This is a genomic window from Nocardia amikacinitolerans (assembly GCF_900215415.1).
Lineage (GTDB): Bacteria > Actinomycetota > Actinomycetes > Mycobacteriales > Mycobacteriaceae > Nocardia > Nocardia amikacinitolerans.
In genome coordinates this window covers 34,023-60,067 of sequence record NZ_OBEG01000004.1, presented here as the reverse complement: position 1 = coordinate 60,067, position 26,045 = coordinate 34,023, and the positions used below count along the sequence as shown (strand labels likewise).

The following is a 26,045-nucleotide window of genomic DNA, read 5'->3' as shown; positions in this document are numbered from 1 at the left end:
GGCGACGGCTCGCGCCGGAAGCGGCTGATGCTGAAACGGCAGGACGCTGAAAACAACTGGCGCTGACAGCGACTCGCGTCCAAGACTGGCGCCGAATGGCTCGTGCCGAAACGACTCAGGGGCGCTCCCTTGCGGGAAGCGCCCCTGAGTGTTTGCCGGGGTGGGTCAGCCCTTGACGACCTGGGTGCCGCCCGCGAACTTGTCGTGCCAGCCCTGCTTGTTCGGGTCCTGCTCGATGGTCACGGCGATGTAGATGCCGAGACCGAACGAGGCCAGGTTGCCGAGGCAGTAGACGATGTTCAGCGCGACGAACAGGTTGCGCTTGAGCGAGGTCACCGGGTCGATCTTGGCGGCGCCGCCGGGCGCGACCACTCGCATGCCGAGGAGCTTCTTACCGAGGGTGGTGCCCTGCGTGGTCTCCATACCGACGAAGTAACCGGTCACCAGAGCGAAATAGACGGCGAGCCCGAGGATCGACGAGATCAGGTTGGAGGGCAGGACGGCGAGGAGCACGAAGTACACGATGCCCGCCGGAATACCCGCGATCACGTTGTCGATCAGACGCGCGCCGAACCGCGGCAGCAGCTCACCGGGCTGCGCACCGCCGAAACCACCTGCCCCGTAACCCTGCTGCTGCGCGTACTGCGGCTGGCCGTACGGATCCTGGTTGTACTGCGGCTGCTGCCCGTACTGCGGCTGCTGGCCGTAAGGGTCCTGGCCGTACTGGGGTTGCGCACCGTACTGCTGCTGCGGCTGCCCGTACTGCTGCGGCTGCTGCTGCCCGTAGGGGTCCTGCCCGTACTGCGGCTGCTGCCCGTACTGGGGCTGGCCCTGCGGGTACGGCTGGCCGTACCCGCCCTGGGGATTCTGGTTGGGGTCGTACCCACCGCTCGTCATGCTGTGTCCTCGTGGTGATCGGTTGATCAGTGGTCGATTCGGTACGTTACGGACACCCGCTGGGTTGCAACAACCCATCGACGGCCAGGATCCAAGGTTCTCGCGGCAGTCGCGCCGGATCGAAACGTTCGAGGAGCTGCGACGGCGTGCTCGCGGTGTAGCCGAGCGAGCCGGCGAGCAAGCTCACAACCTGGTCGGGCGTGTTGCCTAGGGCGCGTCGGTCGGCGAGCGTCACCGCGCCGTCGCGCTTGGCCAGCCGTTGACCATTTTCGTTGAGTACCAACGGCACATGCGCGTAGCGCGGGATCGGCAAGTCGAGCAGGCTCGCCAGGTAGGCCTGGCGCGGGGTGGACGGCAGCAGGTCGTCGCCGCGCACCACTTGGTCTACGCCCTGCTCGGCGTCGTCGACCACCACCGCGAGGTTGTAGGCGGGCGTGCCGTCGCCGCGGCGCAGCACGACGTCGTCGACCGGGCCTCGGTAGCGGCCGTGCAGGTCGTCGACGACTTCGAAATCTGCGGCCGCGGCACGCAGTCGCAGCGCGGCGGGCCTGCCCTCGGCCCTGCGGCGCGCGCGAGCCTCGGGGCCAAGGGTGCGGCAGATTCCCGGGTAGGCGCCCATCGGCCCGTGCGGTGCGGTCGCGGCCTGCTGGATTTCCCTTCTTGTGCAGTAGCACTCGTAGGTCAGACCGGCGGCGGTGAGCCGCTCGATGGCGGCGTCGTAGTGCGGCAGGCGCTCGGATTGGCGCACCACCGGGCCGTCCCAGTCGAGTCCGATGGCAGCGAGATCGGCGAGCTGGCGTTCCGCCGCGCCGGGGCGCACCCGATCGAGGTCGTCGATCCGCATCAGGAACCGCCGTCCGCTCGATCGCGCGAACAGCCAGGCGAGCAGTGCGGTGCGCAGATTGCCCAGGTGCAGGTCGCCGGACGGGCTCGGCGCATAGCGGCCAGCGCCTTGAGCGAGTGAGTCGAGCTGGGCGGCGGGCACGACTGCCATGGTAGGCGTCCGCGCCGACGGTTATCGGACGCGCAGCCGCGGCTTGAGGTCGTCCTCGGTGATCGCGGCTCCGGAGTCCAACGCGGCGAGCAGCGTTTCGGCCCGCGCGATGAGTCCCGCGCCATCGATGTCATAGGGCAGCGTGCGGTTTCGGAGTTCTGTCGAGTCGTCCGCGCCGTCGTCATGACAATCGTCGTCCGAATTGCCGCTATCGCCTGGTTCGTAGGCCCGCAGTCGGCCGACCGCGCGACCGAGCAGGGTACGCGCGCCCTTCGGATTACCGCGTTGTATGTGTGTCAGGCCGACCGCGTATTGCGCGAGTCCCTGCCACAGCATCCTTTCGGCGAACGGTCCGTTCTTCCATGCCGCCTCCAATACCTCGTGTGCATTGAATGCCAGACCGTCGTCCAAAAGTTGCTGGGCAAGGGTAAGAGTTTGCTGGGGTGGCAGATTCAGATCGTCCGGAATTCTCGGCACGCCCTCGCTACCGAGTGGTAGCGGGCGGCCGAACCGGTCTCGTGGGCGGGGGTTGCGGGCGCGACCTGCCTCGTCGCGTGGGCGTTCGACCATAAGGTCCATGATCCACGCGGTGTCCAGTCTGCGCCGCGAGGGGCGGCCCTCGGTGCCTCGATCGACGGATCACGGACCAATCACGCCGGAACAAATGCATGCCCTCCGCGCCTTTTCGCCGGAAATCTCAGGACCGGCAATGTCTCCGCAACTCGAGGCCTTCGCAAGCTTGGCAAATAGGATGGTTGAACTGGCAAGAGACCGGCAAATCCTTCGGTGAACCTGCTAGGGTTTAGCCCGCGGGGGCAACCCGCGGGGCGTATTCGTCCCGAACTTCAGTGCGATACCGCGCACCGATATGGTTGCGCGCTACCACCAGGCGCACCACGGTATTCGACGTTCCACGCCGGATGCCGGTGCTAGTTAGAACGATCTCGGTTGGAAATTCCCGTTCTCGACGCAGCAAAGGAGCTAGTGCCGTGGAAGTTGATTTGACGGGCGCTGTGTGGCGTAAGAGCACATACAGCGGCCCCGACGGGAACTGCGTGGAAGTGGCATTTCTCGACGGCGGCAATGTGGCTGTCCGCGACACCAAGGACAAGGGCGTCGGCCCGGTCTTGGCGTTCACCCCTGGCGAGTGGGACGCATTCCTGAGCGGAGTATCGGCGGGGGAGTTCGGCAAGGCCTGAACATCAGGTCCGACGAGCTGTCAGCACGGGCCCCGGGTCCTATCGGCTCGGGGCCTTCGCGCGCTCGAATTCGACTGCGAGCTATTCGGTTTCGTCGTGGCCGTTTCCGGCGACGCGATCCTGGTAGCGCCGCAACACCGCGAGCTGACGGTGTTCCTCTTCGTGCTCGATGGCGAGGTTGCGGTTGGACTCGGCCACCGGATCGGCGCGCAGGAAGCTGCCCGTGCCCGGCTTGCCCGCCGAACCGAGGCGGTTCATCTTCTTCGGCACCGCCGCGCCCTGGTACTCCAGCGGGATCGGGTGGCCGTGGTCGTCGACCGGGCCGAGCGGCTGGTGCACCTCGATGTACTCGCCGTGCGGCAGGCGCTTGACGACGCCCGTCTCGATGCCGTGGTCGAGCACCGCGCGGTCGCTGCGTTGCAGGCCGAGGCACAGGCGGTAGGCGATGAAGTACGCGATCGGTGGTCCGAGGAGGACGCCGATGCGGCCCGCCCAGGTCGTCGCGTTCAACGAGATGTCGAACTTGTAGGCGATGATGTCGTTGACGCAGGAGATCGTCAGCACCACGTAGAACGTGATCGCCATGGCGCCGATCGCGGTGCGCACCGGAACGTCACGGGGGCGTTGTAGCAGGTTGTGGTACGCCTCGTGGTCCTTGGTCAGGCGCTTCTCGATCCAGGGGTAGGAGATGAGAAGGACGAACACCAAGCCCATGGTCAGCGCCACCCAGAACGAGGCGGGGACCGTGTAGCGACCCAGGTACAGCTCCCACGGCGGCATCAGGCGCGCCAGACCGTCGGTCCACATCATGTAGAAGTCCGGCTGCGAACCGGCGGAGACCTGGGAGGGGTTGTACGGTCCGAGGTTCCAGATCGGGTTGATCTGGAACAAGCCGCCCATGAGGCCGACGACGGCGAGCGTGAAGGCGAAGAATGCGCCCTGGTCCGCGGCGAACACCGGGACGATGCGCGCGCCGACCACGTTGTTCTCGGTGCGACCTGGGCCGGGGAACTGGGTGTGCTTCTGGTACCAGACCAGTGCGATGTGGGCGGCGATCAGCGCGAGCATGATCCCGGGGAAGAGCAGCACGTGCGCGATGTAGAGGCGCGGGATGATGATCTCGCCGGGGAAGTCGCCGCCGAACATCAGCCAGTGCATCCAGGTGCCGATCACCGGGATCCCGATCGTGATGCCCGAGAACGCGGCCCGCAGGCCGGTGCCCGACAGCAGGTCGTCGGGCAGCGAGTAGCCGAAGAAGCCCTCGAACATCGCCAGGATCAGCAGCAGCGAGCCGATCACCCAGTTCGCCTCGCGTGGCTTGCGGAAGGCGCCGGTGAAGAAGATGCGGAACAGGTGCACGATGATCGAGGCCGCGAACAGCAGCGCCGCCCAGTGGTGCACCTGGCGCACGAACAGACCGCCGCGTACTTCGAAGGAGATGTTCAGCGCGGTCTCGTACGCCCGCGACATGCCGACGCCGCGCAGCGGCTGGTAGGCGCCGTCGTAGGTGACGTGCGCCATCGATGGGTCGAAGTACAGGGTGAGATAGATGCCCGACAGCAGCAGGATGATGAAGCTGTAGAGCGCGATCTCACCGAGCAGGAACGACCAGTGGGTCGGGAAGACCTTGTTGATCGACCGCTTCATGAATGCCGCGCCGCGATATCGCTGATCCGCCGCATCAGCTTGTTCGCCGGCTGTTCGCGCGAGTCCGTTCGCCATGGCCGACACTCCGCTCGTGCGTGTGTGGAATGGGTCTACTACAGACGGTAGCAGCGTTGCCGCGCGGAATCGATAGTTTTCGGGAGGGCTATCGTCTCCCGCGTGAGTTCGATGGCGCCACAGGACGCGACCATGTTCTGGCTGTCGGCCCGAACCCGCAACGATCTGTTCCTCCTCTACAGCTTCGCCGACGCGGGCGCGCCGACCGAGACGCTGCGCACCGCCGTCGCGGCCCGCAGCGCACGGATACCGGACCTACGGGTCCGGCTGCGCGAGACGCCCGGTGATCTCGACTATCCGTCATGGGTGCCATGTGAATACTCCGCGGAGCAGTTCGTCGAGCACCCGCTGCCGCGCCCGGACTGGGCCGCGGTGGAGGCCGCGCTCGGCGACCTGCTTGGCACGGGCGTCGACGCCACCGTTCACCCGTGGAAGTTGCACGTCTTCCGCGGTGTCGCGGGGGCGCCCATGCGGGCCTCGGACGACGAGCTCGCCACCGTGGTGGTGCTTCAGATGTCGCACGCGCTGGCGGATGGGAGGCGGGCGGCGGGGATCGCGCGAAAGTTGTTCTCCGAGGGGGATGCGTACGACGGTGAGCCGAGGGCTGCGGGTGCGGCCGGACGCGCTGCGGATGACCGCGTTGTCGGCCGGCCGGCGGCGCGGATATCCAGGGAATTCGCCGCAGATCGTGCGGCAGGGCATGCCGACGAACCCGCGGAGGATCACGCGGCCGGGTCGTCCGCGGAGGATCACGCGGTGGGACAAGCTGCCCATCGGACGGCGGGAGAACTGATCGACCGGGCGGTCGACAAGAACCGCGCGGAACTCCGGCAGGCGTTCGGCGGGGCAGCGGTTGCGCCAGTCCGTAGACGTGGCAGTTCCGGTACCACCGATGGGGTGCGGCGGGCCGAAGTCTCCAAGATCGCCGCTGAATTCTTTGCGACCCTGCGAGATTCGCGGATTCCGGGCGCGGTGTGGGGTGCCGCTCGGATACCCGCCGGGATGGTTCGCACGGCGGTTCGCGGATATCGCGCGTATCAGGCGCAGTCGGAGTTGGCCGAGCTGACGGAAGCGGGAAAGGTGCCGCCGCCGGGTCCCGGGTTCGCGCCGAGCGCGGTGAACAAGATTGGGGCCGAAGGGGTTATCGACCATCGGGCGCGGATGATCGTGTGCGCTGCCGAGGAGCTTCGCGTTCCCGGCTGGACGATCACCGTCGTGGTTCTGACCGCCGTGTCCGTCGCGCTCGCCGAATACCTTGCGGCGCAGGGTGAGTCGGTTTCGCGACTCGGCGCTCAAGTGCCGATGGCGCTTTCGAGTGAGTCGTTGTCCCACAACAACTATCGGAGCCTCGGCGTCGAACTGTTCATCGACGAACCGGATCTGCGTCTGCGTGCCGACCGGATCGCCGCCGCGCTCGCCGAACGGCGGCTTCGCGCCCAGCATCCGCTGCTGTCCGCTCAGGATCGCGTCACCGCCGTAACCCCGGCTCCCATCCTGCGCCGCGACGTCGACCGCTATCCCATAGACAACGTGCCAGACTCGATCGCGGGCCACACGGTCGTCTCCAGCGTCCACCGCGGACCCGCCGATCTCACCTTCGGCGGCGGCACCGTCCGCTGCACCGGCGGCTTCCCCGCCCTCGGCGCGGTCATGCACCTAACCCACGGCGTGCACGGCCTCGGCGACACCGTCACCGTCTCCATCCACGCCGACGCCGCGGTCATTGATGTGGATTCATACGCCGACCTGCTCCGCACGGCGCTGTTCGAGGTGACGGCGACGCTCGCGCACCGCTGAGGCGAACCTGCGGCCTGTCCGCTGCACCGCGGACAGCTGGCGGCACCGCTGTTGCTACTCCTCTTTCTCCTCGACCAGCCGATCGAAGACCCGCGTGTAATACGCGACGAAGAACCGCCGCCCCATCAACCGCGCCATCGCCAACCCCACCTGGGACGACGGGCGAAGGGCGGTGTTGTCCCACACCCCGTGCACGTCGCTGCCGCCGTCTTCGGCCGGCCGAATCGTCAGCTCGTGGAAACTGCCCGGCGCGAGGTAATCGCTGTCGACCACATGCATGCGCACCGTCCCCGGCGTCGACCAGTCGTAGCTCCAGCGCGCCGAGATCTTCGGAAAGTCCTGCCCCTCCAGCACGTCCGCGGTGTGCTCACCCACCTCGAACACCCGATACTGCCGCGCCGACAACGCGGGCCACCGCCGCGGCCGCTCCGCGGAGAAATCGGTGTACAACTCGATGACCTGCTCCGGCGAAGCCACGGTATGCAGGTCGAACTCGAACCGAGTACGCATCTCCCCTCACTGACCACCGAACCTCGCAGAGCCCGAGTCTAGGCCCGCCCACCTGCCCGTAAGTTCGCTTTCCGCCCACGCGGGGCGTGCTGGGGTTCATCTTGCGTTCGGTCGGGGGCGGTTGCCTGTAGGGTCTGGGACTCGTGGTGGACAGTGGAACTCTCGCTCCGCGCGAGGTGTACAAGTGGGGCTTCATCACCGGGCTCGGAGTGGTCGCGGGGTATGTGGCGGTTCTGCTGGCCAACGCTCGGCATTTCTATACCGACGACACCGAGTCCCAGTACGCCCCGCTGTGGGTGATGATGGGCAGGCGGCTGCGCGACGGTGATTTCCCGATGCTGGTGCCGGAGCACTGGATGGCGGGCAACTACACCATCGAAGAGGCCGGCCTGCTGAATCCGCCGCAGCTGCTCATCGATCTGATCGCGCCGTCGGTGGACAACCTCGCGCTGTACGCCACGGTGGTCAAGCTGATCTTCGCGATCGTGCTCGGCCTCGGCGTCTATCGGATCTGCCTGGCGTACGGGTCGCGGGCGCCGTGGGCGTCTCTTGCGGGCGTCGCCATCCCGTTCAGCGGCTGGCTGCTGTTCTTCGACGAGGCCAGCTGGATGACCGCGTTCACCGGCACCGCCTGGCTGGCGCACGCGTGGGCGTCGGGCGTGCGGTACGCGCGCGGTCGCTCGGGACCGATCCCCACCTTCGTCTTCCTGTATCTGGCCATCTCGGTGCAGTACATCTTCCCGGCGGTCGAGGCGGGAATCATGATCGCGGCGGTGGCCGTCGGCGAACTGGTCTACCAGCGGACGTGGCAGCCGTCGCTCCGTTTGCTCGCGGTGTCGGCCTGCGCGGCGCTGGCCGGGCTCGCGACGTACCTGCCGAGCATGCTCTCGGCCAAGGTCACCTGGCGCGGCACCGCGCAGATCAACAACGAGCAGCTGCTGACCGTGCCGTGGTCGGAGTCGTTGAACGCCAGCCTGCCGAGCACCCTGCCCGCGTTCACCAGCTGGTGGGGTTACGTGCAGCCGATGCCGGTGGTCTACATCGCGTGGTTCGTCATCCCGGCGCTGGCCTTCGTCGACTGGCGTAAGGCCCTTGATTCGGCGCGCGAACTCACCGCACCCGCGCTGTTCACGGCGATCGTGCTGATGTGGACCGCGGGCCCCGGCGCCATCGGCCCGCTGCGCTGGCCCGCCCGCGTGCTGCCGATGGTGGCGCTCGGGCTGCTGGTGCTCGTCTGCGTGCTGCTCGGCCGCTTCGCGACGTTCGACGACTGGCGCAGGCGCGGGCTGATCGCGGCGGGCTTGATCGGCTTGCTGTGGCTGCGTTCGGTTTCGGCAGCGCCGCAGGAGGCGGTGTGGCACGTGGTCGCCGCCCTCGCGGTCGCGGCGCTGGGCGCGGCGGTGGTGTGGCTGGCCCGAAATCGCGGCGCCGCGGCGGCGTGCGCGCTGGTGCTCGTCTCGATCTTCCCGATCGCCTACCTCCAGGTGTGGTCGGCCCAACCGACCCCGCTCGGCTGGAACCTGCCGGAGCAGCGCTCGCAGATGAAGGCCGCCTTCCCCGATTTCCCCGGCACCACCCTGCAACTGGGCGACCGCGGCCGCATCCCGCCCGCCGAACGCACTTTGGACGGCGCGTACGGATCGCTGGTCTTCGGCAACTACGCCAAGGACCTGGAACTCACCTACGTCAGCGGATACACGCCGAACGGCCACTTCCAGTTCGGCGAAATGCTGTGCATGCTCTGGGACACCAGCGTCTGCCCCGACGCCTTCCGCAGGGCCTTCGCCGTCGAGCCGACCACCGGCAAGACCATCGTCGACCTGATGAAGGTGGACCGGGTCGTGCTGCACACCGCCCTGTTCCCGGACGCGCGCAACCAGCCCGCACCGCAGGGCTGGAAGTGGGTCGACTACCCCGGCCACGAGAAGTACATCGCCGTGCTCGAACGCGAGAACGGCCTGCTCTCGACGGTCGACGGCCGCATCTCCGCCACCGACGGCGTGACCGCCACCTCCCTCGCCGAATCGGACACCACCAGCCGGGTCCGGGTGAGCTCGGAGCGCGGCGGCCGGGTGGTGTTCGCGCGGCTCGGCTGGCCTGGCTACCGCGCCACGCTCGACGGCCGCGACCTCCCGGTCCAGAACGTCGCGAAAACCTTTGTCGCCGTCGACATTCCGGCGGGCACCCAGAACGCCGAACTGGAACTCGCCTGGCGGCCGCCCGGCTGGCAGATCGGCGCGGCGAGTGCGCTGGCCGGGTTGCTCGGCGTCGGCGTGCTGCACTGGCTGTACCGCCGCGGCCGCCGGGAAGACGAGCCCGACATGGCCCCGGCGGACGAGACCGGCGAGGCCGAGCTGGCGGACGCCGTCCGATGAACACCGTCGACCAGGCCGAACTGGATCCCGGGCCGCTGCTGCGCGTCGTGCGGCGGCAGGAGATCGCGTTCGCCATGGTCGGCATGGTGAACACCGGACTCGGCATCGCGCTGACGGTGATGTGGCTGGCGATCTTCGACGGCCGCGTCTCCGCCGCGCTCGCGCCCGCCGCCGCCTACAGCATCAGCATCGTGATCGCGTTCGTGCTGCACCGCACCTTGGTCTTCCGGGTGCGGGGGCAGGTGCTGCGCGATTTCTTCGCGTTCGTCGCGGTGAATTCCGGTGGGCTGCTGATGAATATGGTGCTGCTGCAAGCGGCCGTCTCGCTACTGCACCTGCCGAGCATCCCGTCGGCGGTCGTGGTGATGGCACTGGTCGCGGTCGCGAGCTTCTTCGGCCACCGCCATATTTCGTTCCGGCGCAAGGCCGCCGAGCCGGCCTGATGGGCACGACGGGGCTGTAGTCCTTCCGTGCCCGACGCGGCAGCTGGCCGGTGCCGAGGCGCTGTGGCGGTCGGGACGCTGTGGCGTTGGACGGGGCGCTGTGGCAGTCGGGTGCCGATGCGCCGTGGCGGTTCGGCGGCGAGGTGCTGTGGCGCAGTCGGTGCTGAGGCGCTGTGGTGGTTCGGGCGGCGGGGCGCTGTGGTGGTTCGGGCGGCGGGGCACTGTGGCTGTGCGGCGGCGAGATGCGGTGGCCAGGCAGAACGGTTGGCGGCCCGGTCTTTTCGAGCCTACGCGGCCGAAGCAGGGACGCGCTCGGCGGTCGGGAGTGGTTCGATGCCGAGTTCGGCCCTCGTGGCCTTGACGACCGAGAGCTCCTGCTCGACGGTGCTGGCAATCGCCTTGTGCCACAGCGTCCGGATGTCGTCGAGGTCCTCGACGGTCGCGTCGGCGTCGAGGGTCAGCGTCAGCTTCTGGACGGTGATGTTCGCGGCCGCGGTGAGCGTGCGCAGCAGGTCTTCGCAGCGGTTGGGGATGCGCGGGCTCGCGAGAATGCGCAAGCGCGTGACAGATCCGCCGCACTGCCCGATGCTTTCGTGCAGCTCGAGGCCGAACCTGTCGATCTCCCCGATGTAGGTGAAGTCCTGACTGGACAGCTGCTGCCGGACGGCGGCCGAGGTCTCCAGCAGTGCGGAGACGGCCGCGAGCACCGATTCGCGCCGCCACTTCTCGTGCTCACGCTGTTCGGCCGACTCCGTATTCCGTTGCGCCGCTTCGATCGCGGCCCTGCTGCGCTGCTCGGCCGCCGCGTTGACCGCCTCCACGTTCCGCTGCGCCGCCTCGAGCGCGATGCTGCCGCGCTCGTCGGCCGCGTCGATCGCGCGACGGTTCGTGCGGTTGGTGAGGAGGACGCCGACCAGCACGACGAAGGCGACGACCAGGGAACTGAAGAGGGGAAGCCACTGAGTCACCCCGGAATCATCGCAGCCGACGCGCCTTCCCGGCGTCGGCCTCGCCGACAACGCGTTCGGATGTCGGCGCGCCCGCGATGACGGGCGGTTCACGCGAGGTCCGCGGGGACACCGGAATTCACAGCATTGACCTCGAGCAATGTTGAGGTCCTAGCGTCGGTCGCGGACGAAAGGAACACCGTGACAACACTGGTAACAGGCGCGACCGGCAACACCGGCCGCCATGTCGTACAGGAACTCGTGCGCCGAGGCGAGCGCGTCCGTGCGCTCACCCGCGATCCGGCCGCCGCGAAACTCCCATCGGGCGTGGAACTGGCAACCGGAACCCACACCGCACCGGAGACCTTGGGCGCGGCGCTCGTCGGAATCACCCGGCTGCACATCACCGTGACGGCCGGGCTCGCGGAGGTCGGCGAGGAACTGGTCCGCCGCGCCGTCGACGCGGGCGTTCGTCGCATCACCGTCGTGTGGGGCGGCGCGGTCGGACCCGTCGAGCAGGCCGTCGCCGACTCGGGTGTGGAGTGGACGCGCCTCGAACCGCAAGAGTTCATGTCCAACACGCTGACCTGGGTCGACTCGATCCGCGCCGAGGGCGTGGTCCGCGAACCCTACGACTTCCCGAGCGCCTTGGTACACGAGGCCGACATCGGCGCGGTCGCCGCCGCGGCGCTCGTCGAGGACGGCCACGCGGGTCAGGCCTACAACCTCACCGGGCCGGAGTCGCTCACCTCGCACGAACGACTCGCGATCCTGTCCAAGGCGATCGACCGCGACATCGCCTTCGACCGGATCTCGCACCAGCAGGCGATCGACCGGCTCCTGGCCATGGGCGTCTCCCAAGCCGACGCCGATTACGTCATCGGCTGGTACGCCGCACCTCCGGCCGAAGCGACCACCGTCGACGACACCGTGCCCCGCGTCCTCGGCCGCCCCGCCCGCACCTTCACCGACTGGGCCGCCGAACACGCCCACCGCTTCCGCGCCTCTTGAGCCCCAGCGCGGGTAAATCGGTGGGAGAGAAATGGCGATTCACGAAGCGCTCACAACCGCCATTTCTCTCCCACCAGAACCATTCGAGCGACGGCAAGAACTCGGTCATTGCAGGCTCCGCGCGGTCGCCGCTGAATGGTGCTGTCGAGTAACGGCTTTCGCGCCGCGGTAGACGTAATACCGGGAGGGCCATGCGAGGCTGTCCGCTACCGTAACCACTTCACCGGCAAATCGGTCGGCGAAGGTCCGTGGAATGGAGCCAACTGTTCGATGAAGTTTTCCGCACTACGCAGCATGGCCGCTCCGCGGACCGCGGCGCTCGCGCTCGCCGGCGCGCTGGCGGTGGCGGTGGCCGGGGGCGACGCTTCCGCGGAGCCGCAGAAGTCCTCGGCCGTAACGTCCGTGGTCAAAGAGGGGCGCACCTGGCACCTGAAGGTCTACTCCGCCGCGATGGACACCGAAATCAGGGTCGACGTGCAGCGTCCGGCCGACGAGTCCACGCCCGCGCCGAACCTCTACATGCTCAACGGCTTGGACGCCGGTGAAGGAACCGCCAGCTGGAAGGCCGCAACGCACGCCCTGGACTGGCTGGCAGACAAGCAGGTCAACGTCATCCAGCCCATCGGCGGTCGCGGCAGTTACTACACCGACTGGAGGCAGCGGGACCCGGTGCTCGGGCTGAACAAGTGGAAGACGTTCTTCACCGAGGAACTGCCTCCGCTGCTCGACGAGACGTTGCACTCGACGGGGCTCAACGCGCTGGCCGGTCTGTCGACGTCGGGCACGTCGGTGTTGCAGCTGGCCGAGGCCAAACCGGGGCTGTGGAAGTCGGTAGCCGCCTATAGCGGCTGCGCGCAGATCGCCGACCCGATCGGGCAGCAGTTCGTCAAATTGGCCACCGAGACCTGGGGCGGTGGCAACACCGACAACATGTACGGCCCCGCCGACAGCCCGCTGTGGGCCGAGAACGACCCCGTCGTCAATGCCGAGAAGCTGCGCGGCACGTTGCTCTACGTCTCCAGCGGGAGCGGCATCCCCGTGCTGGAGGACGTTCAGTACTACCTGAGCACCGCACCCGGCCCCATGGGCGCGGTCAACCTGAGTCTCGGCGTCATCATCGAAGCGGCCGTCAACGGCTGCACCGCCAATCTGAAGAACCGGCTCGACTCGCTCGGCATCCCGGCGACCTTCGAGTTCACCCCGGTCGGCACGCACTACTGGCCGTACTGGGAAGAGGCGTTGCACGACTCCTGGCCGCTGCTCGCCGAGGGCATGGGGCTGAACGGCTGATACCCGCGCGGTTGTGCATGAGCTCCCGGTGTCAGCGCGGTGTCCGGGGGCGTGCGAGTGCGAGGCCGATGATCGCGGCGACGACCGCGACGCCGACGTCGGCTACCGCGCCGATCACGACCCACTTCGTCGGTGACGAATTCTCGCTCGCGCTGTCGGTGGAATGCACGATCGGTTTACCGCTCGAGCCCGCGTCCTCGCCGAAGACGCCGCCGGTCTACCCTGTCGTGTAGGCGGGCCCGGCTCCGGGTTCCCTGCGACGGTCAGGTCGAGTCGCATGGGGACCGGGGTGGCGGCGCCTTCGGTGAAGGTCGAGCCCAATTCACCGCGATGTCATACCAACCCGCGACCGATTGCTTCCTGACCTTGGAATCGCTGGCATCACGGTTGGCGTAGCGGACGGCGCGGTGGCAGTCGCCGGGTCGTTGGTCGGCAGCACGCCCGCGCTTCCGGTGTAAGCCGCTGTGTCGAAGTCGATTTCCTCGCCGAGCGGCGAATACAGGGTGGTGGCGATGTTCGAGATGACGTCGAGGCCCTGCTTCCCGTTCGCGTCGAAGTGCACCCGGTAGGCCAGGCCCTGACCCCAGTTCAGCCGAACCCGGTAGAAGACGTACTCGCCGGGCCGCAGCGTATCGGTATAGCGGCTGCTGCCTTCGAGTGTCACCGCTTCGGTGAACGATCCTGGGTGACGGTGAGGGCGACGCCGTCGCTGGATCTCGTCGCTTGTTCGGTCTCGAAGGATAGACAGTCTCGCCGTCGCGGCCGTAGACCCTTGACTGGAGGGTGTTGAAGTCGTCGGTCACCGACACGCCCGGCACCCTCGGGAAGGAGACGATGCCGGTGAAGTACGCGGTGGCGCCTGTGGGGACGTCGACGGCGTAGTAGCGCCTCTCGCCCTGCCCGATGGTGTCCAGGTCCGCAACGTCCTCGACGCGGTAATAGCCACCGCGCTCCCAGGACGTCGTACCCGAAGTCGCGGCCCTCCCAACCGGGATGGGCAATGTGTACCCGACCGCACCGTCCCCCCGCTGACAGTCCAGTCGCCGTGCACCCCTGCTGACTTGGCCACCTTTCGCCAAATTCGGGCCAGGCTGCCGGTTCATGAGTGCGCGGCGCCGCAAGCCTTCATACAGTCCCGTATGGAAGGTGTGAGAGGTGGCGATACGTCGTGAAGATCGTGGGTTCGGTGTCTTCGGAGAAGACGAGGGTCCGGCTGCTGTTCGCCGCCGCGATACTGATGGTGGTTGTCGCGGTCGTGCACGAGGCAGTGGGGTATTTCTGGTACGTCGATCCGCTGGTCGAGGAGGCGTCGGGAATATCGAACAGCGTGGAGTCCGGTTCTGAGGGGCAGCCGGTCATGATGGCGGTGGCCATGTATCACTTTGTCGGATGGGTGTTCCTGGTGATGGGACTGGCCCCCGGCTGGGCCGCCCGATTGATGCGTGGCGGCGAGTACCGGACGGCGCGGGCGCTGCTCGTGGTCACTCTGGCGTTGTTGTGGGCGATGGTCGCCACGTTCGTCGTGGTCAACGCAGCGTTCCGCGGGTTCGATGACATTCTGATCCTCGCGCAATGGACCTTCTTTGTGCCGTCGCTGCTCCTGGTCCACCTGGCTCTGCGTGGAATGCCGACCAGTCAGGCCGAGCAAGTAAGCAGATGAAGCGACGCATCGTGGTGCTAGTGCCCGTCCGCAAAGGTTGGACACGCAATCCGACCGAAGATCACCGTTGATCAGCGCACCGGGATGAAGGTCACCCTCGGTCGGTTCACCGGACACGCAGGTCGGGTGAATGAAGGTCACGTCCAGTCGGTCTGGCGGGATGGAGGGGGCCTTCGGTCGGTTACCGCGCCGACCATTCTGGGCGGAGCCGCCATGGCGACGCCTACGCGGGGTTAGCGGTCTGAAACGTAGTGCGGTAGGCCTGCGGTGAGATTCCGACAAGGCGGGTGAAGTGGTAGCGCAGTGTGTTCGATGCTCCGAACCCGGTTTCTTCGGCGATTCGGTCTATGGACATGGCGGTGGTTTCGAGCAGCTGTTGGGCGCGGTTGGCGCGTGCGCGGAGCAGCCACTGTAGCGGTGTCGTGCCGATCTGGGCGCGGAAGTGCCGGTTGAGGCTTCGGATACTGGTTCGGGCGTGGCGGGCGATGTCGTGCAGCGTCAACGGGCGGTGGAGGTTGGCTTCCATCCAGTCCAGCGTGTCCTGCAGGAATGCGTCATGGCCGCGGGGGTCGGGATACTCGATGAACTGTGCCTGACCGCCGTCGCGTTGCGGGGGCATGACGATACGCCGCGCGGTGGCGGCGGCCCGGGCGGCGCCCAGGTCGTGCCGGAGCATATGCAGGCAGAGGTCGAGTCCGGCGGCGACACCGGCGGAAGTGAGCACCAGGCCGTTATCGATGAACAGCACCTCGGGGTCGACATCGATCCGCGGATAGCGTTGGGCCAGTTCGGCGGCGTGCTGCCAATGGGTCGTCGCCCGCTTCCCGTCGAGCAGGCCGGTCGCCGCCAGGGTGAACGCGCCGATACAGACCGACGCCAGCCGGGTTCCGCGCGCGGCGGCGGCGCGGAGTGCGTCCAGCGCGGGTTCTGGCGGCTGGGCGAGGTAGTCGACGCGGCTGGGAATGATGATCGTGTCCGCGTCGACCAGGGTGTCCAGGTCCCATGCGGTGTGCAATCGGACAGCGCCGAGACCGGCGTCGGTGGCCACGCTGCGGCCAGGCGCGGCGATCCGAATGTCGTAATGGTCGCTACCGATTGCTCTGTTGGCAGTCCCGAAGACCTGCCCCGGGATGGCGAGCTCGAAACCGACTACGCCGTCGAGTGCGAGAACCGCGACGATATGCACGGCCAGAATTTAGCGCATATCGGCATTCTGGCCACTGGTTGGGTTGTGCTGCGGGCAGCAGGATTTGAGCTGGAACAACCCAACGAGCTAGGAGCGCCCACTGTGGCTGACGATCTGCCTGACCTCTACACCGAGTTCCGACTTCCCGAGACCGCGCTGGCGACAGCGGCTTATCGGTTCGCCGAACAGACCGAACCTGCCTTCGTGTTTCACCACAGCGTGCGCAGCTTCATATACGCCCGGGTGCTGGCCGAGCGGCGCGGGCACTTGCCTGCTGTCGACTACGACGAGGAGTTGCTGTTCCTCGGCTGCGTCCTGCACGACCTCGGTTTGACCGAAAACGGCAACTGCGACCAGCGATTCGAAGTCGACGGAGCGGATGTGGCCGCCGCGTTCTTGCGTGAGCATGGAGTCGATCAACGCCGGATCGACACGGTATGGGACGCGATCGCCTTGCACAGCAGTGAGGGGATCGCGAGCCGCAAATGCCTCGAAGTCGCGCTGACCCAGGCGGGCACCGGCGCCGATGTGCTCGGACATGACCGCGAAATCCTGCCGGCCGATTTGGTGGAGCGAGTGCACGCCGTACTCCCGCGGGCCGATATCGGCTACGCCTTGACCGATGCGATTGTGGCGCAGGCTATCCGGAAGCCGAGCAAGGCCCGCCCGCTGACCTTCCCGGGCGAGCTGGTGCGCAAGCACTTGCCGAACGGGGCAATGCCGGAATGGCACGATCTGCTGGCACAAAATGGATGGGGGGATCGCCCTGTTGCCGCCCGCACCGAGGGCTCGGCCAGTACTCCGGAAGAGCTGGGCATGTTGTTCATGAAGAACCTGGCCGCGGGCGACCTGGAGGGCCTGGTGTCGTTGTACGAACCGCAAGCGACGTTTGTGCCTGCTCCGGGCGTTGTCGTCTCCGGTGCCGAGGCGATCAGGGACAGCCTCCGGGGCTACATCGAGCGCGGTGCGCGTATCTCCCTGGAATTGCGGAAGATTCACACTGTCGGGGATCTAGCCGTGCTGTCCAGCCTCGCCACGGCTACCGGTGTGGGGCCGGGCGGGGAGGAACTCGCCACGACGACGACCGAGGTGGCGCGGCGGCAGCCGGACGGCCGCTGGCTGTACGTGGCCGATGATCCGTTCTTCGCGGCCTGACCGCGTCCCGACCATACGATTCCAAGTGCGGAAAGCGCCGCTGGTGTGAAGTCGCTTGTGCGGTAGCGTGTTTCGGCTTGGCTCGAATTCGGCGAATCATGGCTTCTCCGCTGCTTCCGGGCGCCCCGTTGCCCGGAGATGCTGGAATCATGGCGAAGATCATGAACCCCGGACCGCTGGAATTGCCCGTCGACGAGGTCGGTCGGCTGCTCGCGTCGGCCGCCGATCTCGTGCTCCGGTATGCCGAGGAGGTGCCGGACGGTCCGGTGGCGCCCGCCGAGGCGAATAGCGACGGTATTCGGGAGTGGTTGGCGGACTACGACTTCCGTACACCTCGCCCGGCCGAGGAAATACTGCCCGAGGTGATGGGTGCGTTGCGGCGGTGGGGTGTGCAGACCGCCCATCCGCGGTATTTCGGCTTGTTCAACCCGACTCCCACCTGGTGGGGTGTGGCAGGCGAACTGCTCGCCGCTGGCGTCAATCCACAACTGGCGGCGTACAGCCATGCTCCGGCGGCGGTCGAGATCGAGCGGCATGTGCTGCGCTTCCTCGCCGACCGCCTCGGGTTGCCGGAAACGTCGGAAGCCAGTTTCACGGTCGGGGGCGCGGAGGCGAACTTGACCGCGGTGCTTGTCGCGCTGACCTGCCGTTTCCCCGGCTTCGCCGAGCGTGGTCTGGCCGGGGTGCCAGAACGGCCGGTTTTCTACGCCTCTGCTGAGAGCCATCTGGCGTGGTTGAAGATCGCACATCTCACCGGGCTCGGTCGCGAGGCTGTACGGCTGGTGCCGGTCGACATCCGGCACCGGCTCGATCCGGTGCGGTTGCGCGAGCTGTACGAGGCGGACATCGTCGCGGGACGCGCGCCCTTTCTCCTGGTCGGCACCGCTGGAACGACCGGCGGCGGAATCATCGATCCGCTCGGCGAACTGGCCGGTCTGGCTCGTGACTGGGGAATACACTTCCACATCGATGCGGCATGGGCCGGCGCGGTGGCCCTGTCTGATCGGCTGCGGCCGCTGCTGGCGGGCGTGGCGGCGGCGGACAGTGTCACGGTGGACGCGCACAAATGGTTGTCCGCACCCATGGGTGCGGGAATGTTCTTCACCCGGCACCACGGTGCGTTGGCGGACACCTTCCACGTGAGTACCAGGTTCATGCCCGATACAGACGGCGTGGATCCGTACACCACAAGCGTGCAGTGGTCACGCCGCTTCGCTGGACTGAAGGTCTTCCTCGCCATGGCCGCGGTGGGCGAGCGTGGGTTCGCGGCTCAGGTGGAACGCGACGTCGCGCTGGGCGAGTTGCTCGCCAGCCGGCTGGCCGAGACCGGGTGGCGGCGGATCAACGAGACCCCACTTCCGGTCGTCTGCGTCGTCGACTCCGAAGTGGATGCGACGGGATCCGAGCGCAGTATGCGCTGGCATACCGCTGTTGCCGAACGCGTGGTGCGCAGCGGGCAGGCGTGGATCGCCCCGATCGGCCTTGCCGGACGCCCCGCCCTCCGGCTGTGCATCACGAGCTACCGCACCCAGCCGCGCGACATCGACCAGGTGGTCGCCGCCCTCGACAAGGCCCGCGCCGCGATCCGCGCGGCCACATGAGCACGTTTTCGCGGACAAACCCCGACGGCGACACCGCCTTCCATCTCGCGAGGGACGTCATAGGTAGGGCGAGGGCCGATCCCGGCTTCCTCCGCGACATTGCTTGGGCGCCGTCGTGGGATGCGGTCGATCCCATGTGTTTGCATTTTCACACCTGGGAGTTCTCCAGCAGCGCCAGTGCGTGCTTCCGGAATTCCGGGTCCGCTTTCGCCGCGTTGCCTGCGTCGAATGGTGGTTGGGGGTCGTATTCGAGTGCCAGCTGGATGGCTTTCGCCGTGGGCTCGTCGGTGAGCTGGGATGCCAGGTAGAGGGCCATGTCCAGGCCGGCCGATACGCCCGCCGCGGTAATGAATTTGCCGGAGTGGACGTAGCGTTCGGGCACGTATGTCACGTCGAAGGTGGATTCGAGGTATTCGGCGGAGGCCCAGTATGTTGTCGCCCGGTGGCCGTCGAGGAGTCCGGCTCGGGCCAGGATGATGGAGCCGGTGCAGACCGATGTGGTCCAGCGGGTGTGTTCGTTGATACGGCGGATCCATTGCAGCAGTTGCTGATTCGCTGCTGCGCCGATGGTGCCACGGTTGCCGGCGCCGGGTACGAGCAGGACATCCAGGCGGTCGATCTCGCTGATCGAACGATCCGCCACAATGGCCACGCCGCCGGTGTCGGTACGCACCGGGCCGCGCTGCTCGGCGATCATCGTCACGCTGGCATTCGGGACGCGGGCGAGTATCTCTGCGGGACCGGCGGGATCGAGGAGGCTGTAGCCGTCGTAGAGCAGGATGCCGACATCGGGTCCGTCGCCGGTGCGTGGCCCCTTGGCGCAGGCGGCGCCGGCGGCCTGGATAGTGACGCCTGCCGCGGCGAGTGCGGCGGTGCCACGCAGCATGGTTCTGCGGGTGGGATGGGTCATGCCACCGGAGTCTCGTGTTTCGGCGCGTCCCGCAGTGACGGCATGTCCGGCATCCTTCGAATCTTGTCCCCGCTGATGCCATAGTGATCCAGGAACGCCTGGCGCAGTGTCTGCGCCGAACCGAATCCGCAGCGGCGTGCGATCGCGGCGAGTGACAGTCGGCTGGAACGGAGGAGGTGAGCAGCGGCCTCGGTGCGAGTGGCGCGAACGGCCCGTGCCGGGGTGGTGCCGAGGTGCGTGGAGAACAGGCGGGTCAGATGGCGAGTACTGATGGCTGCGCGGGCGGCGAGGGTGGCAGGAGTCAGGTCCTCGGTCAGGTGTCCGGCGATGTATCCGGTGAGATCCCGGACCAGGCGATCGCCGGGCGGGGGTGCGGCCAGGAACATGCTGATCTGGGCTTGGTCGGCGGGGCGGTGCAGGTAGGAGACGAGTTCGCGGGCGACGGCGCGGGCAAGGGTGGGACCGTGGTCGTCCTCGATCAGGGACAGGGTCAGGTCGAGAGCGCTGGTAACACCGGCGGAGGTGTAGATATTGCCGTCGCGGATGTAGAGCGGAGCGACATCGACGGCCACGGTGGGGTGGCGGGCAGCTAGGTGTTCGCCGTAGCCCCAGTGCGTGGTGACGCGGCGATGATCGAGCAGGCCGGCGGCGGCCAGGACATAGGTGCCCGTGCAGATGGACGCGACCCGGCGGCTGCGGTCGGCCAGGCGGCGCACTTGGTCCACGAGGCGATCATCCGCGGCGGCGGCTTCGCTTCCGACTCCCCCTACGATCATGAGAGTGTCGAGGCGGCCCGTCACGGTTTCCAGATGACGGGTCGCGCCGAGGATTATTCCCGCAGAACTTCGGGTCGCTCGGCCGCCGACGGTCCCGAGTTCGATGGTGTACGGCGGGGTGGCGCCGTAGCGGTTGGCGATATCGAGCGCCCCACTGGGACAGGCGATGTCGAGGATCTGGGCATCGTCGTAGGCCACAATGAGAATCCGCCGTGAGCTGTCCATAGCGCCAGATCTCAGCACGCCCGGCGCGAAGGCGCCCAGCTGGGTTGCCATATCGGGCCGGCCCTTGCTGGTGCGGAATGCCGTGATTCGCAGGGCGTGACTGCATCTGCGGAAACGGCTGTAAGCGGCACTGAAGCCGCCCAGAACGGGCGTTATGGTCAACAACACTGAGCGTTGCCAGCATGGATAGGCTGAAACGAAAAACGCCCCTGACCAGACGATTGAATCTGATCAGAGGCGTTTGCCGTGGCGGAGGATAGGGGATTTGAACCCCTGAGGGCGTTAACCCAACCCGCGTTCCAGGCGAGCGCCATAGGCCACTAGGCGAATCCTCCGTGGAGCAGCATACCGGTTGCCCCCGGTCGGACACCAAATTGGGATCGGTATCCGGGGGAGGGGGAGCGGGTTCGTGCTGGTCGGGGCGGGTTCTCGGCGCGGTGGTCGGCAAGGGGTATGGCGGTGTTTCGGCCCCGTGCGGACGGGGCGGCGCGGACCCGCTACACTGGCCGACGGATCCCGCGCGGCGCGCATCCTGTGAACTCCCCCAGGGCCGGAAGGCAGCAAGGGTCAACGGGCTCTGCCGGGTGCGCGGGGTCCCCTATATTCCGGCCGATGTCGAAGATCGGGCACTCGCCCTCAGTTCCGAAAGATCGCCGAACGGGTGCGGCCGTCCTCGAACCGCGGATGCCCGTATCACAGGCGGAGGTATCGCCCCAATTCCGAGCAACACACGGGTAACGTGGTCAACGGTCCACCGACGGTCGGACGACTTCGGTACGGACATCGACCCCAACGCCACTTCGCTGCTTCGAAAGGCTGCTCAGGATGCCCCGGCAAACGCAGATCGGTTTGATGAGCCATGAGGAGCTCGTGTCCGAACACGAGTCCCAGACCGCGAACTACGCGACGCTCAAGACCGAGAAGCTCACGCTGGACCTGACTCGCGGAAAACCTTCGCCGGAACAACTCGATCTCTCGGCGGAACTGCTCTCGCTGCCCGGCGACGGCGACTACCGCGACGGCACGGGCACCGACTGCCGCAACTACGGTGGGCTGCACGGTCTCCCGGAACTGCGCGCCATCTTCGGCGAGCTGCTCGGCATCCCCGTGGACAACCTGCTCGCGGGCAACAACGCGAGCCTCGAGCTGATGCACGACGTCATCACCTACGCGATGCTGTACGGCACCAACGATTCCGCGCGCCGCTGGGCTGCCGAGCCCACGCTGAAATTCCTCTGTCCCGCACCGGGTTACGACCGCCACTTCGCGATCACCGAGGCGCTCGGCTTCGAGATGATTCCGATCCCGATGCGCCACGACGGCCCTGACACCCACCGCATCGCCGAGCTGCTCGCCGCCGACCCGCAGATCAAGGGTCTGTGGGCGGTGCCGAACTACTCCAACCCGACCGGCGTCGTGTTCTCCGAAGATGTTGTGCGGGAACTGGTTTCGATGCCCGCGGCCGCGCCGGACTTCCGCCTGTTCTGGGACAACGCCTACGCGGTGCACCCGCTGACCGACACCGCCGCGCCCGTGTTCGACGTGCTCGGCATGGCCGCCGCCGCGGGAAACCCGAACCGGCCCATCGTGTTCGCGTCCACCTCGAAGATCACCTTCGCTGGCGCGGGCGTCAGCTTCCTCGGCGCGTCCACCGCGAACCTGGACTGGTACCTCTCGCACGCCGCGAAGAAGAGCATCGGCCCCGACAAGATCAACCAGCTGCGCCACCTGCGTTTCTTCAAGGACGCCGAGGGCGTGCGGGCGCACATGCAGAAGCACCGCGAGATCCTGGAGCCGAAGTTCGCCCTGGTGCTGAAGATACTGGAGGACCGGCTCGGCGCGTCGAAGGTGGCGTCCTGGACCGAGCCCAAGGGCGGCTACTTCATCAGCCTCGACGTGCTGGAGGGCACCGCGGCCCGGGTGATCGCGCTGGCCAAGGACGCGGGCATCGCGCTGACCGCCGCCGGTTCGGCGTTCCCCTACCGAAACGACCCGGAGGACAAGAACATTCGCATCGCCCCCAGCTTCCCGAAGCTTCCGGAACTGGAGAAGGCGATGGACGGCCTGGCCACCTGCGTCCTGCTGGCGGCCACCGAGAAACTGCTCGGCAAGTAGCGGCCGGCGGCTGCCCGACAACCAGCACCGAACCAGCCGGTCGACAACCAGCACCGGGCGGCCGCTCATCGACCAGCACCGAGCGGCCGCCCATCGGCTGGCACCGACACGCCGCTCGATGAATAGAACGAACGACGGCCCTCCGCACACCGGTGCGGAGGGCCGTCGGCGTAAGACGCTACGACCAGACGCGTTCTACCGCGCTTCCAGCAGCGTTTTCAACCGCGCCAGATCCGCCCGGTTCGCCCGCCGCATGGCCGACTCCATGACCGGCGCGACCACTTTGCCGAAGCCAGCGGGCTCCCCGCGATTGCGCAGCGTCATTAGCGTGCCGGTCCCGGCCGCCGCCCACGTGTAGGTGGTCTCCATGGGAAACGGCCCCTGCGCGGTGCTCATCACCAGCCGCGAACCGGGCTCGTACTCGACGATCTCGTAGGTGTAGACCAGCCGCCTACCGAGGAAGTGCGCGACGAACTCCATACGGGAGCCCACCCGCAGCGGCGGCTCGGTCCGCCACTCGACGCTGCGGATGTTGGCGTACCACTCGGGCGCGTTCGTCGGATCCCCCGCGTACGCGGACACGACCTCGGGCGGCCGTTCGATGATGGTCTCGGTCAGCACGTCGACAGCCATCGCGTGCGCCTCAGTGCGGCTTGTGCGCCAGCACCGCGAACATCGTCACCGACAGATGGATGTCGCCGCTGGCCGCGCCGCGCTCGAGGTCGGCGAGCAGCTGGTCGCGCTGCGCCTCGGTGATGGAGCCCCGCGCCACCGCCATGGCCGAGATGCGGGTGACCAGCGAGCCGGCACCCACGCTGCGGTCCTGCACCAACGCGTGCGAGCCGATGTCGTCGACGACCAGGCCCGCCTGGGTCAGCAGGCCGGGCAGCCTGCGGCCGGAGAGCGGGTTCGTGGTCGCCGAGACCAGCGTGTCCAGCACCTGCCGGACCACCTGCCGGTCGCCGGGATGCACGATCGCGGTGTCCCAGTCGACGTCCATCACCACCGCACGCCCGCCGGGACGCAGCACCCTCGCGATCTCGTTCGCCGCGCGAGCAGGGGCGGTCAGGTGCTGGAAGACGCGCTCGCACAGCAGCGCGTCGAAGGTGTCCGCGCCGAACGGAATGCCGTAGGCGTCGCCGGAGTGGAATTTCGCGCGCGAGCCCAGCTGGGACGCGCGGCGCTCGGCGGAGGCGAGCAGGTGCGGATCGGGCTCGACACCGACCGCCTCGCCGGTCGGTCCGACGGCGTCGGCGAATGCGATGACCTCCGAGCCGGTGCCGGAGCCGACGTCGACGGCGTGTTCGCCGGGTTGCAGTGCGAGCGCGTCGTGTGCCCAGGTGCGCAGCCGCCGGATACCGGGCAGCGTGGCCTGTAGGTCGCGCACGTCGACCAATTGATCCTGGCCCGCGCTGTCGAAGCGATCGGGGCGCAATGAATAGGTGTCCATGGGCGCGTATCCGTCCCTAGGTATTGCCGTCGTCTCAGGCATGGCCAGAGCCTACGCGCGGCTGTGGCGTGCCGCACAGCTGGACGCGGGTGAGATGATCGTCAGACGGAACGCGCCGACAAGCCGAAAGGAACGACGGTGACCGTCACACTGTGTCTCGCGCAGGAACCGGAGGCCGACAAGCTCCTGTCGGAGGACCCGTTCGCCCTTCTGACGGGCATGCTCCTCGATCAGCAGTTCCCACTCGAACACGCCTTCCGCGGTCCGAAGAAGATCGCCGACCGGATGGACGGGTTCGATATCCACAAGATCGCCGAGGCCGATCCGGAGGCGTTCGAGGAACTCGCCGCGACGCCGCCCGCCATCCACCGCTACGGACGCTCGATGGCGCGGCGCACCCAGGAACTGGCGCGCTATGTCGTCGAGCATTACGACGGCGACACCGCCGCGATTTGGACGAACGGCGATCCGGACGGCAAGGAAGTGCTGCGCAGGCTGAAGGCGCTGCCCGGTTACGGCGACCAGAAAGCGCGCATCTTCCTCGCCCTGCTCGGCAAGCAGCTGGGAGTGCGCCCGAAGGGCTGGGAAAAGGCAGCCGGGGCGTATTCGGAGAAGGATTCGCGACGCTCGGCGGCCGACATCACCGATGCTCAGTCCCTGCTGGAGGTGCGGGCGTTCAAGAAGCGGATCAAGGCCGAAGCTAAGGAATCCGCAGCGAAATAGCGCAACGCGCACGGCCGGAGCGAAGGCGGCGGTGCGCATTTTGCTCGGCGGTTGCCCATTCCAATCTCGCTGCTTTTTTCCCTCGTCCCGAAGGCGCCGGTGCTCGATGCTTTCCCTCGAACGAGCTCCATCGGATGAGGGATAGCAGTACATATGAGAATCAGGAAGCTCGCCGTGGTCGCGGCACTCGTGACCATGGCGACCGGTGTCACCGCGGGTACCTCGGTGGCAGATCCGGAGACCCCCGCCGGGGACGTCATCAACTACACCGCGACGCAGACCGAGACCGCGGCGATCATCAGCACCGACGCGGGCTCGATCGTCGCCGAGGACGGCGCGCTGAAGATCAAGGCAGCGGACGGCACCGTGGTCGCTGGCACGCCGCTGAAGTTCCGGCTCGACGAGTTCGAGTTCCCGATCGCGGCGCAGATCTCCGATCGCACCGCGACGCTGACGCCCCAGCTCGATCTCGATCACGCGACCTACAAGCCGGTCGCGCTGCCGTTCGAGGACAAGGCGCCGTGGAAGTCCGAGTACGACCGCGAGGTCGCGGCCTGGACCCGGTTGACAAGCACCATCAGCATGGGCGCAACGATCGGCACGCTGGTCGGCGGCCTCGGTGGCGCCGCGGTCGGTTGCGTGGTCGGCGGCATCCTCGGTGGCGCGGCGGTCGGCGGCACCATCGTCGGACTGTTCGGGCCCTTCCTGCCCGCCGCTGCCGTCGGCTGCATCGCCGGTGCGGCCGCGGTCGGTGCGCTCGGCACCATCGCGGGCCAGATCTTCGTGACGGCGCCGGTCGCCATCGGTGCGCTCGTTCAGTACTTCTCGACGGTCAACGCGCCGTTCAACGCGCCCGCGAAGTAGTCCGTTCGCGCGCCTGGAAAACGGCCCCGCCCAATGCCTTTCGCTTGGGCGGGGCTTCGGCGTGCGCGCCTCTGACCAGGCGAAACGCTGTGTCCTCGCACACCGAGAAGCGCGGATGCTTGGTGCGCCGGTGAATTCGGTGTTACCTTTTTTCCATGTCCATCAGCAGCCCCTCCGCCTTGCGGGTCACCTACG

25 protein-coding genes, 1 tRNA gene and 1 other RNA gene are annotated in these 26,045 nt (G+C 67.5%); 13 read left to right on the top strand and 14 right to left on the bottom strand.

Annotation, left to right across the window (positions count from 1 at the left end):
- Nucleotides 1-165 precede the first annotated feature (165 nt).
- Genes CRP45_RS18695 through CRP45_RS18685 form a run of 3 tightly spaced genes read right to left on the bottom strand, consistent with a single transcriptional unit; the run spans nt 166 to nt 2,461 of the window.
- Nucleotides 166-897 carry an RDD family protein gene (locus tag CRP45_RS18695; RefSeq protein ID WP_097246188.1) on the bottom strand — a complete coding sequence of 244 codons (732 nt, stop codon included), beginning with the start codon at nt 895-897 and terminating at the stop codon, nt 166-168.
- A 46-nt stretch (nt 898-943) separates the two neighbouring features.
- Nucleotides 944-1,891: a tRNA glutamyl-Q(34) synthetase GluQRS gene (gluQRS, locus tag CRP45_RS18690; protein ID WP_097246187.1), complete on the bottom strand. Its 948-nt coding sequence runs from the start codon at nt 1,889-1,891 to the stop codon at nt 944-946.
- Nucleotides 1,892-1,912: 21 nt separating this feature from the next.
- Nucleotides 1,913-2,461, bottom strand: a complete 549-nt coding sequence (locus CRP45_RS18685; protein WP_067789879.1) for a DUF309 domain-containing protein — start codon at nt 2,459-2,461, stop codon at nt 1,913-1,915.
- Nucleotides 2,462-2,880: 419 nt separating this feature from the next.
- Between CRP45_RS18685 and CRP45_RS18680 the strand changes: the two genes are divergently transcribed.
- The gene (locus CRP45_RS18680) at nt 2,881-3,090 is read left to right on the top strand and encodes a DUF397 domain-containing protein (protein WP_067789758.1); all 210 of its coding nucleotides are present in this window, start codon (nt 2,881-2,883) and stop codon (nt 3,088-3,090) included.
- An 81-nt stretch (nt 3,091-3,171) separates the two neighbouring features.
- On the opposite strand, the gene qcrB is transcribed toward CRP45_RS18680, so the two are convergent.
- Nucleotides 3,172-4,812, bottom strand: coding sequence for a cytochrome bc1 complex cytochrome b subunit (gene qcrB, locus CRP45_RS18675; protein WP_097246186.1), 1,641 nt, complete (start codon nt 4,810-4,812; stop codon nt 3,172-3,174).
- Nucleotides 4,813-4,923: 111 nt separating this feature from the next.
- Between qcrB and CRP45_RS18670 the strand changes: the two genes are divergently transcribed.
- Complete coding sequence (locus CRP45_RS18670) at nt 4,924-6,609, top strand: wax ester/triacylglycerol synthase domain-containing protein (RefSeq protein ID WP_245910288.1); 1,686 nt, start codon at nt 4,924-4,926, stop codon at nt 6,607-6,609.
- A gap of 54 nt (nt 6,610-6,663) precedes the next feature.
- Here the strand turns inward: CRP45_RS18670 and CRP45_RS18665 are convergent, their stop codons facing one another.
- Nucleotides 6,664-7,119: a hypothetical protein gene (locus CRP45_RS18665; RefSeq protein ID WP_218841170.1), complete on the bottom strand. Its 456-nt coding sequence runs from the start codon at nt 7,117-7,119 to the stop codon at nt 6,664-6,666.
- A gap of 146 nt (nt 7,120-7,265) precedes the next feature.
- Between CRP45_RS18665 and CRP45_RS18660 the strand changes: the two genes are divergently transcribed.
- Together CRP45_RS18660 and CRP45_RS18655 are read left to right on the top strand one after the other, a co-directional pair.
- Nucleotides 7,266-9,494 (top strand): hypothetical protein, encoded by a 2,229-nt coding sequence (locus CRP45_RS18660; RefSeq protein ID WP_245910287.1) that lies wholly within the window; start codon nt 7,266-7,268, stop codon nt 9,492-9,494.
- The gene (locus CRP45_RS18655) at nt 9,491-9,937 is read left to right on the top strand and encodes a GtrA family protein (protein WP_097246183.1); all 447 of its coding nucleotides are present in this window, start codon (nt 9,491-9,493) and stop codon (nt 9,935-9,937) included. The genes CRP45_RS18660 and CRP45_RS18655 overlap by 4 nt, the downstream gene beginning before the upstream one ends.
- A gap of 287 nt (nt 9,938-10,224) precedes the next feature.
- Here the strand turns inward: CRP45_RS18655 and CRP45_RS18650 are convergent, their stop codons facing one another.
- The gene (locus tag CRP45_RS18650; RefSeq protein ID WP_097246182.1) at nt 10,225-10,905 is read right to left on the bottom strand and encodes a hypothetical protein; all 681 of its coding nucleotides are present in this window, start codon (nt 10,903-10,905) and stop codon (nt 10,225-10,227) included.
- Nucleotides 10,906-11,085: 180 nt separating this feature from the next.
- Here CRP45_RS18650 and CRP45_RS18645 point away from each other — a divergent pair, with 180 nt between their 5' ends.
- Together CRP45_RS18645 and CRP45_RS18640 are read left to right on the top strand one after the other, a co-directional pair.
- Nucleotides 11,086-11,895, top strand: a complete 810-nt coding sequence (locus tag CRP45_RS18645; protein WP_097246181.1) for an NmrA family NAD(P)-binding protein — start codon at nt 11,086-11,088, stop codon at nt 11,893-11,895.
- A 270-nt stretch (nt 11,896-12,165) separates the two neighbouring features.
- The gene (locus tag CRP45_RS18640) at nt 12,166-13,185 is read left to right on the top strand and encodes an alpha/beta hydrolase (RefSeq protein ID WP_097246180.1); all 1,020 of its coding nucleotides are present in this window, start codon (nt 12,166-12,168) and stop codon (nt 13,183-13,185) included.
- Between the two features lie 31 nt (nt 13,186-13,216).
- On the opposite strand, the gene CRP45_RS33915 is transcribed toward CRP45_RS18640, so the two are convergent.
- Both CRP45_RS33915 and CRP45_RS18635 read right to left on the bottom strand, forming a co-directional pair.
- The gene (locus CRP45_RS33915; protein ID WP_179830923.1) at nt 13,217-13,354 is read right to left on the bottom strand and encodes a hypothetical protein; all 138 of its coding nucleotides are present in this window, start codon (nt 13,352-13,354) and stop codon (nt 13,217-13,219) included.
- 153 nt (nt 13,355-13,507) lie between these two features.
- Entirely contained in the window at nt 13,508-13,849 is a 342-nt protein-coding gene (locus tag CRP45_RS18635; RefSeq protein ID WP_097246179.1) for a hypothetical protein, read from the bottom strand.
- Nucleotides 13,850-14,353: 504 nt separating this feature from the next.
- On the opposite strand from CRP45_RS18635, the gene CRP45_RS18630 reads away from it, so the two are divergent.
- Nucleotides 14,354-14,845, top strand: a complete 492-nt coding sequence (locus tag CRP45_RS18630; protein WP_097246178.1) for a hypothetical protein — start codon at nt 14,354-14,356, stop codon at nt 14,843-14,845.
- Nucleotides 14,846-15,068: 223 nt separating this feature from the next.
- On the opposite strand, the gene CRP45_RS18625 is transcribed toward CRP45_RS18630, so the two are convergent.
- Nucleotides 15,069-16,031: a GlxA family transcriptional regulator gene (locus CRP45_RS18625; protein WP_097246177.1), complete on the bottom strand. Its 963-nt coding sequence runs from the start codon at nt 16,029-16,031 to the stop codon at nt 15,069-15,071.
- A 102-nt stretch (nt 16,032-16,133) separates the two neighbouring features.
- Here CRP45_RS18625 and CRP45_RS18620 point away from each other — a divergent pair, with 102 nt between their 5' ends.
- Nucleotides 16,134-17,186 (top strand): SgcJ/EcaC family oxidoreductase, encoded by a 1,053-nt coding sequence (locus tag CRP45_RS18620; protein ID WP_218841169.1) that lies wholly within the window; start codon nt 16,134-16,136, stop codon nt 17,184-17,186.
- 149 nt (nt 17,187-17,335) lie between these two features.
- On the top strand, nt 17,336-18,787 hold the full coding sequence (locus tag CRP45_RS18615) for a pyridoxal phosphate-dependent decarboxylase family protein (protein ID WP_179830922.1): 1,452 nt from the start codon (nt 17,336-17,338) through the stop codon (nt 18,785-18,787).
- Between the two features lie 148 nt (nt 18,788-18,935).
- Here the strand turns inward: CRP45_RS18615 and CRP45_RS18610 are convergent, their stop codons facing one another.
- The 3 genes from CRP45_RS18610 to CRP45_RS18600 form a co-directional block, all read right to left on the bottom strand.
- Nucleotides 18,936-19,673 carry a DJ-1/PfpI family protein gene (locus CRP45_RS18610; RefSeq protein WP_097246621.1) on the bottom strand — a complete coding sequence of 246 codons (738 nt, stop codon included), beginning with the start codon at nt 19,671-19,673 and terminating at the stop codon, nt 18,936-18,938.
- Between the two features lie 20 nt (nt 19,674-19,693).
- Nucleotides 19,694-20,749, bottom strand: a complete 1,056-nt coding sequence (locus CRP45_RS18605) for a GlxA family transcriptional regulator (RefSeq protein ID WP_245910224.1) — start codon at nt 20,747-20,749, stop codon at nt 19,694-19,696.
- Nucleotides 20,750-20,945: 196 nt separating this feature from the next.
- Nucleotides 20,946-21,033 (bottom strand) — tRNA-Ser (locus CRP45_RS18600).
- Nucleotides 21,034-21,206: 173 nt separating this feature from the next.
- On the opposite strand from CRP45_RS18600, the gene ffs reads away from it, so the two are divergent.
- Together ffs and CRP45_RS18590 are read left to right on the top strand one after the other, a co-directional pair.
- Nucleotides 21,207-21,301: signal recognition particle sRNA small type (gene ffs, locus CRP45_RS18595), an RNA gene on the top strand.
- 222 nt (nt 21,302-21,523) lie between these two features.
- Nucleotides 21,524-22,813: an aspartate aminotransferase type Ic gene (locus CRP45_RS18590; RefSeq protein WP_097246173.1), complete on the top strand. Its 1,290-nt coding sequence runs from the start codon at nt 21,524-21,526 to the stop codon at nt 22,811-22,813.
- Nucleotides 22,814-23,008: 195 nt separating this feature from the next.
- On the opposite strand, the gene CRP45_RS18585 is transcribed toward CRP45_RS18590, so the two are convergent.
- Complete coding sequence (locus CRP45_RS18585) at nt 23,009-23,446, bottom strand: SRPBCC family protein (protein WP_097246172.1); 438 nt, start codon at nt 23,444-23,446, stop codon at nt 23,009-23,011.
- Between the two features lie 10 nt (nt 23,447-23,456).
- Entirely contained in the window at nt 23,457-24,263 is an 807-nt protein-coding gene (locus CRP45_RS18580; RefSeq protein ID WP_097246171.1) for a methyltransferase domain-containing protein, read from the bottom strand.
- 138 nt (nt 24,264-24,401) lie between these two features.
- Between CRP45_RS18580 and CRP45_RS18575 the strand changes: the two genes are divergently transcribed.
- Entirely contained in the window at nt 24,402-24,986 is a 585-nt protein-coding gene (locus tag CRP45_RS18575) for an HhH-GPD-type base excision DNA repair protein (protein ID WP_097246170.1), read from the top strand.
- Between the two features lie 153 nt (nt 24,987-25,139).
- A complete protein-coding gene (locus CRP45_RS18570; protein ID WP_097246169.1) occupies nt 25,140-25,850 on the top strand; it encodes a DUF8020 domain-containing protein in 711 nt (236 codons plus the stop codon).
- The last annotated feature ends 195 nt before the right edge of the window (nt 25,851-26,045 follow it).

Bases quoted from the DNA above. Each gene is read 5' to 3' on its own strand.
- CRP45_RS18695 (WP_097246188.1), bottom strand. From the start codon at position 897: ATGACGAGCGGTGGGTACGACCCCAACCAGAATCCCCAGGGCGGGTAC.
- gluQRS (WP_097246187.1), bottom strand. From the start codon at position 1,891: ATGGCAGTCGTGCCCGCCGCCCAGCTCGACTCACTCGCTCAAGGCGCT.
- CRP45_RS18685 (WP_067789879.1), bottom strand. From the start codon at position 2,461: ATGGTCGAACGCCCACGCGACGAGGCAGGTCGCGCCCGCAACCCCCGC.
- qcrB (WP_097246186.1), bottom strand. From the start codon at position 4,812: ATGGCGAACGGACTCGCGCGAACAGCCGGCGAACAAGCTGATGCGGCG.
- CRP45_RS18670 (WP_245910288.1), top strand. From the start codon at position 4,924: ATGGCGCCACAGGACGCGACCATGTTCTGGCTGTCGGCCCGAACCCGC.
- CRP45_RS18665 (WP_218841170.1), bottom strand. From the start codon at position 7,119: ATGCGTACTCGGTTCGAGTTCGACCTGCATACCGTGGCTTCGCCGGAG.
- CRP45_RS18655 (WP_097246183.1), top strand. From the start codon at position 9,491: ATGAACACCGTCGACCAGGCCGAACTGGATCCCGGGCCGCTGCTGCGC.
- CRP45_RS18640 (WP_097246180.1), top strand. From the start codon at position 12,166: ATGAAGTTTTCCGCACTACGCAGCATGGCCGCTCCGCGGACCGCGGCG.
- CRP45_RS18615 (WP_179830922.1), top strand. From the start codon at position 17,336: ATGGCGAAGATCATGAACCCCGGACCGCTGGAATTGCCCGTCGACGAG.
- CRP45_RS18610 (WP_097246621.1), bottom strand. From the start codon at position 19,673: ATGCTGCGTGGCACCGCCGCACTCGCCGCGGCAGGCGTCACTATCCAG.
- CRP45_RS18605 (WP_245910224.1), bottom strand. From the start codon at position 20,749: ATGGCAACCCAGCTGGGCGCCTTCGCGCCGGGCGTGCTGAGATCTGGC.
- CRP45_RS18590 (WP_097246173.1), top strand. From the start codon at position 21,524: ATGCCCCGGCAAACGCAGATCGGTTTGATGAGCCATGAGGAGCTCGTG.
- CRP45_RS18585 (WP_097246172.1), bottom strand. From the start codon at position 23,446: ATGGCTGTCGACGTGCTGACCGAGACCATCATCGAACGGCCGCCCGAG.
- CRP45_RS18580 (WP_097246171.1), bottom strand. From the start codon at position 24,263: ATGGACACCTATTCATTGCGCCCCGATCGCTTCGACAGCGCGGGCCAG.
- CRP45_RS18570 (WP_097246169.1), top strand. From the start codon at position 25,140: ATGAGAATCAGGAAGCTCGCCGTGGTCGCGGCACTCGTGACCATGGCG.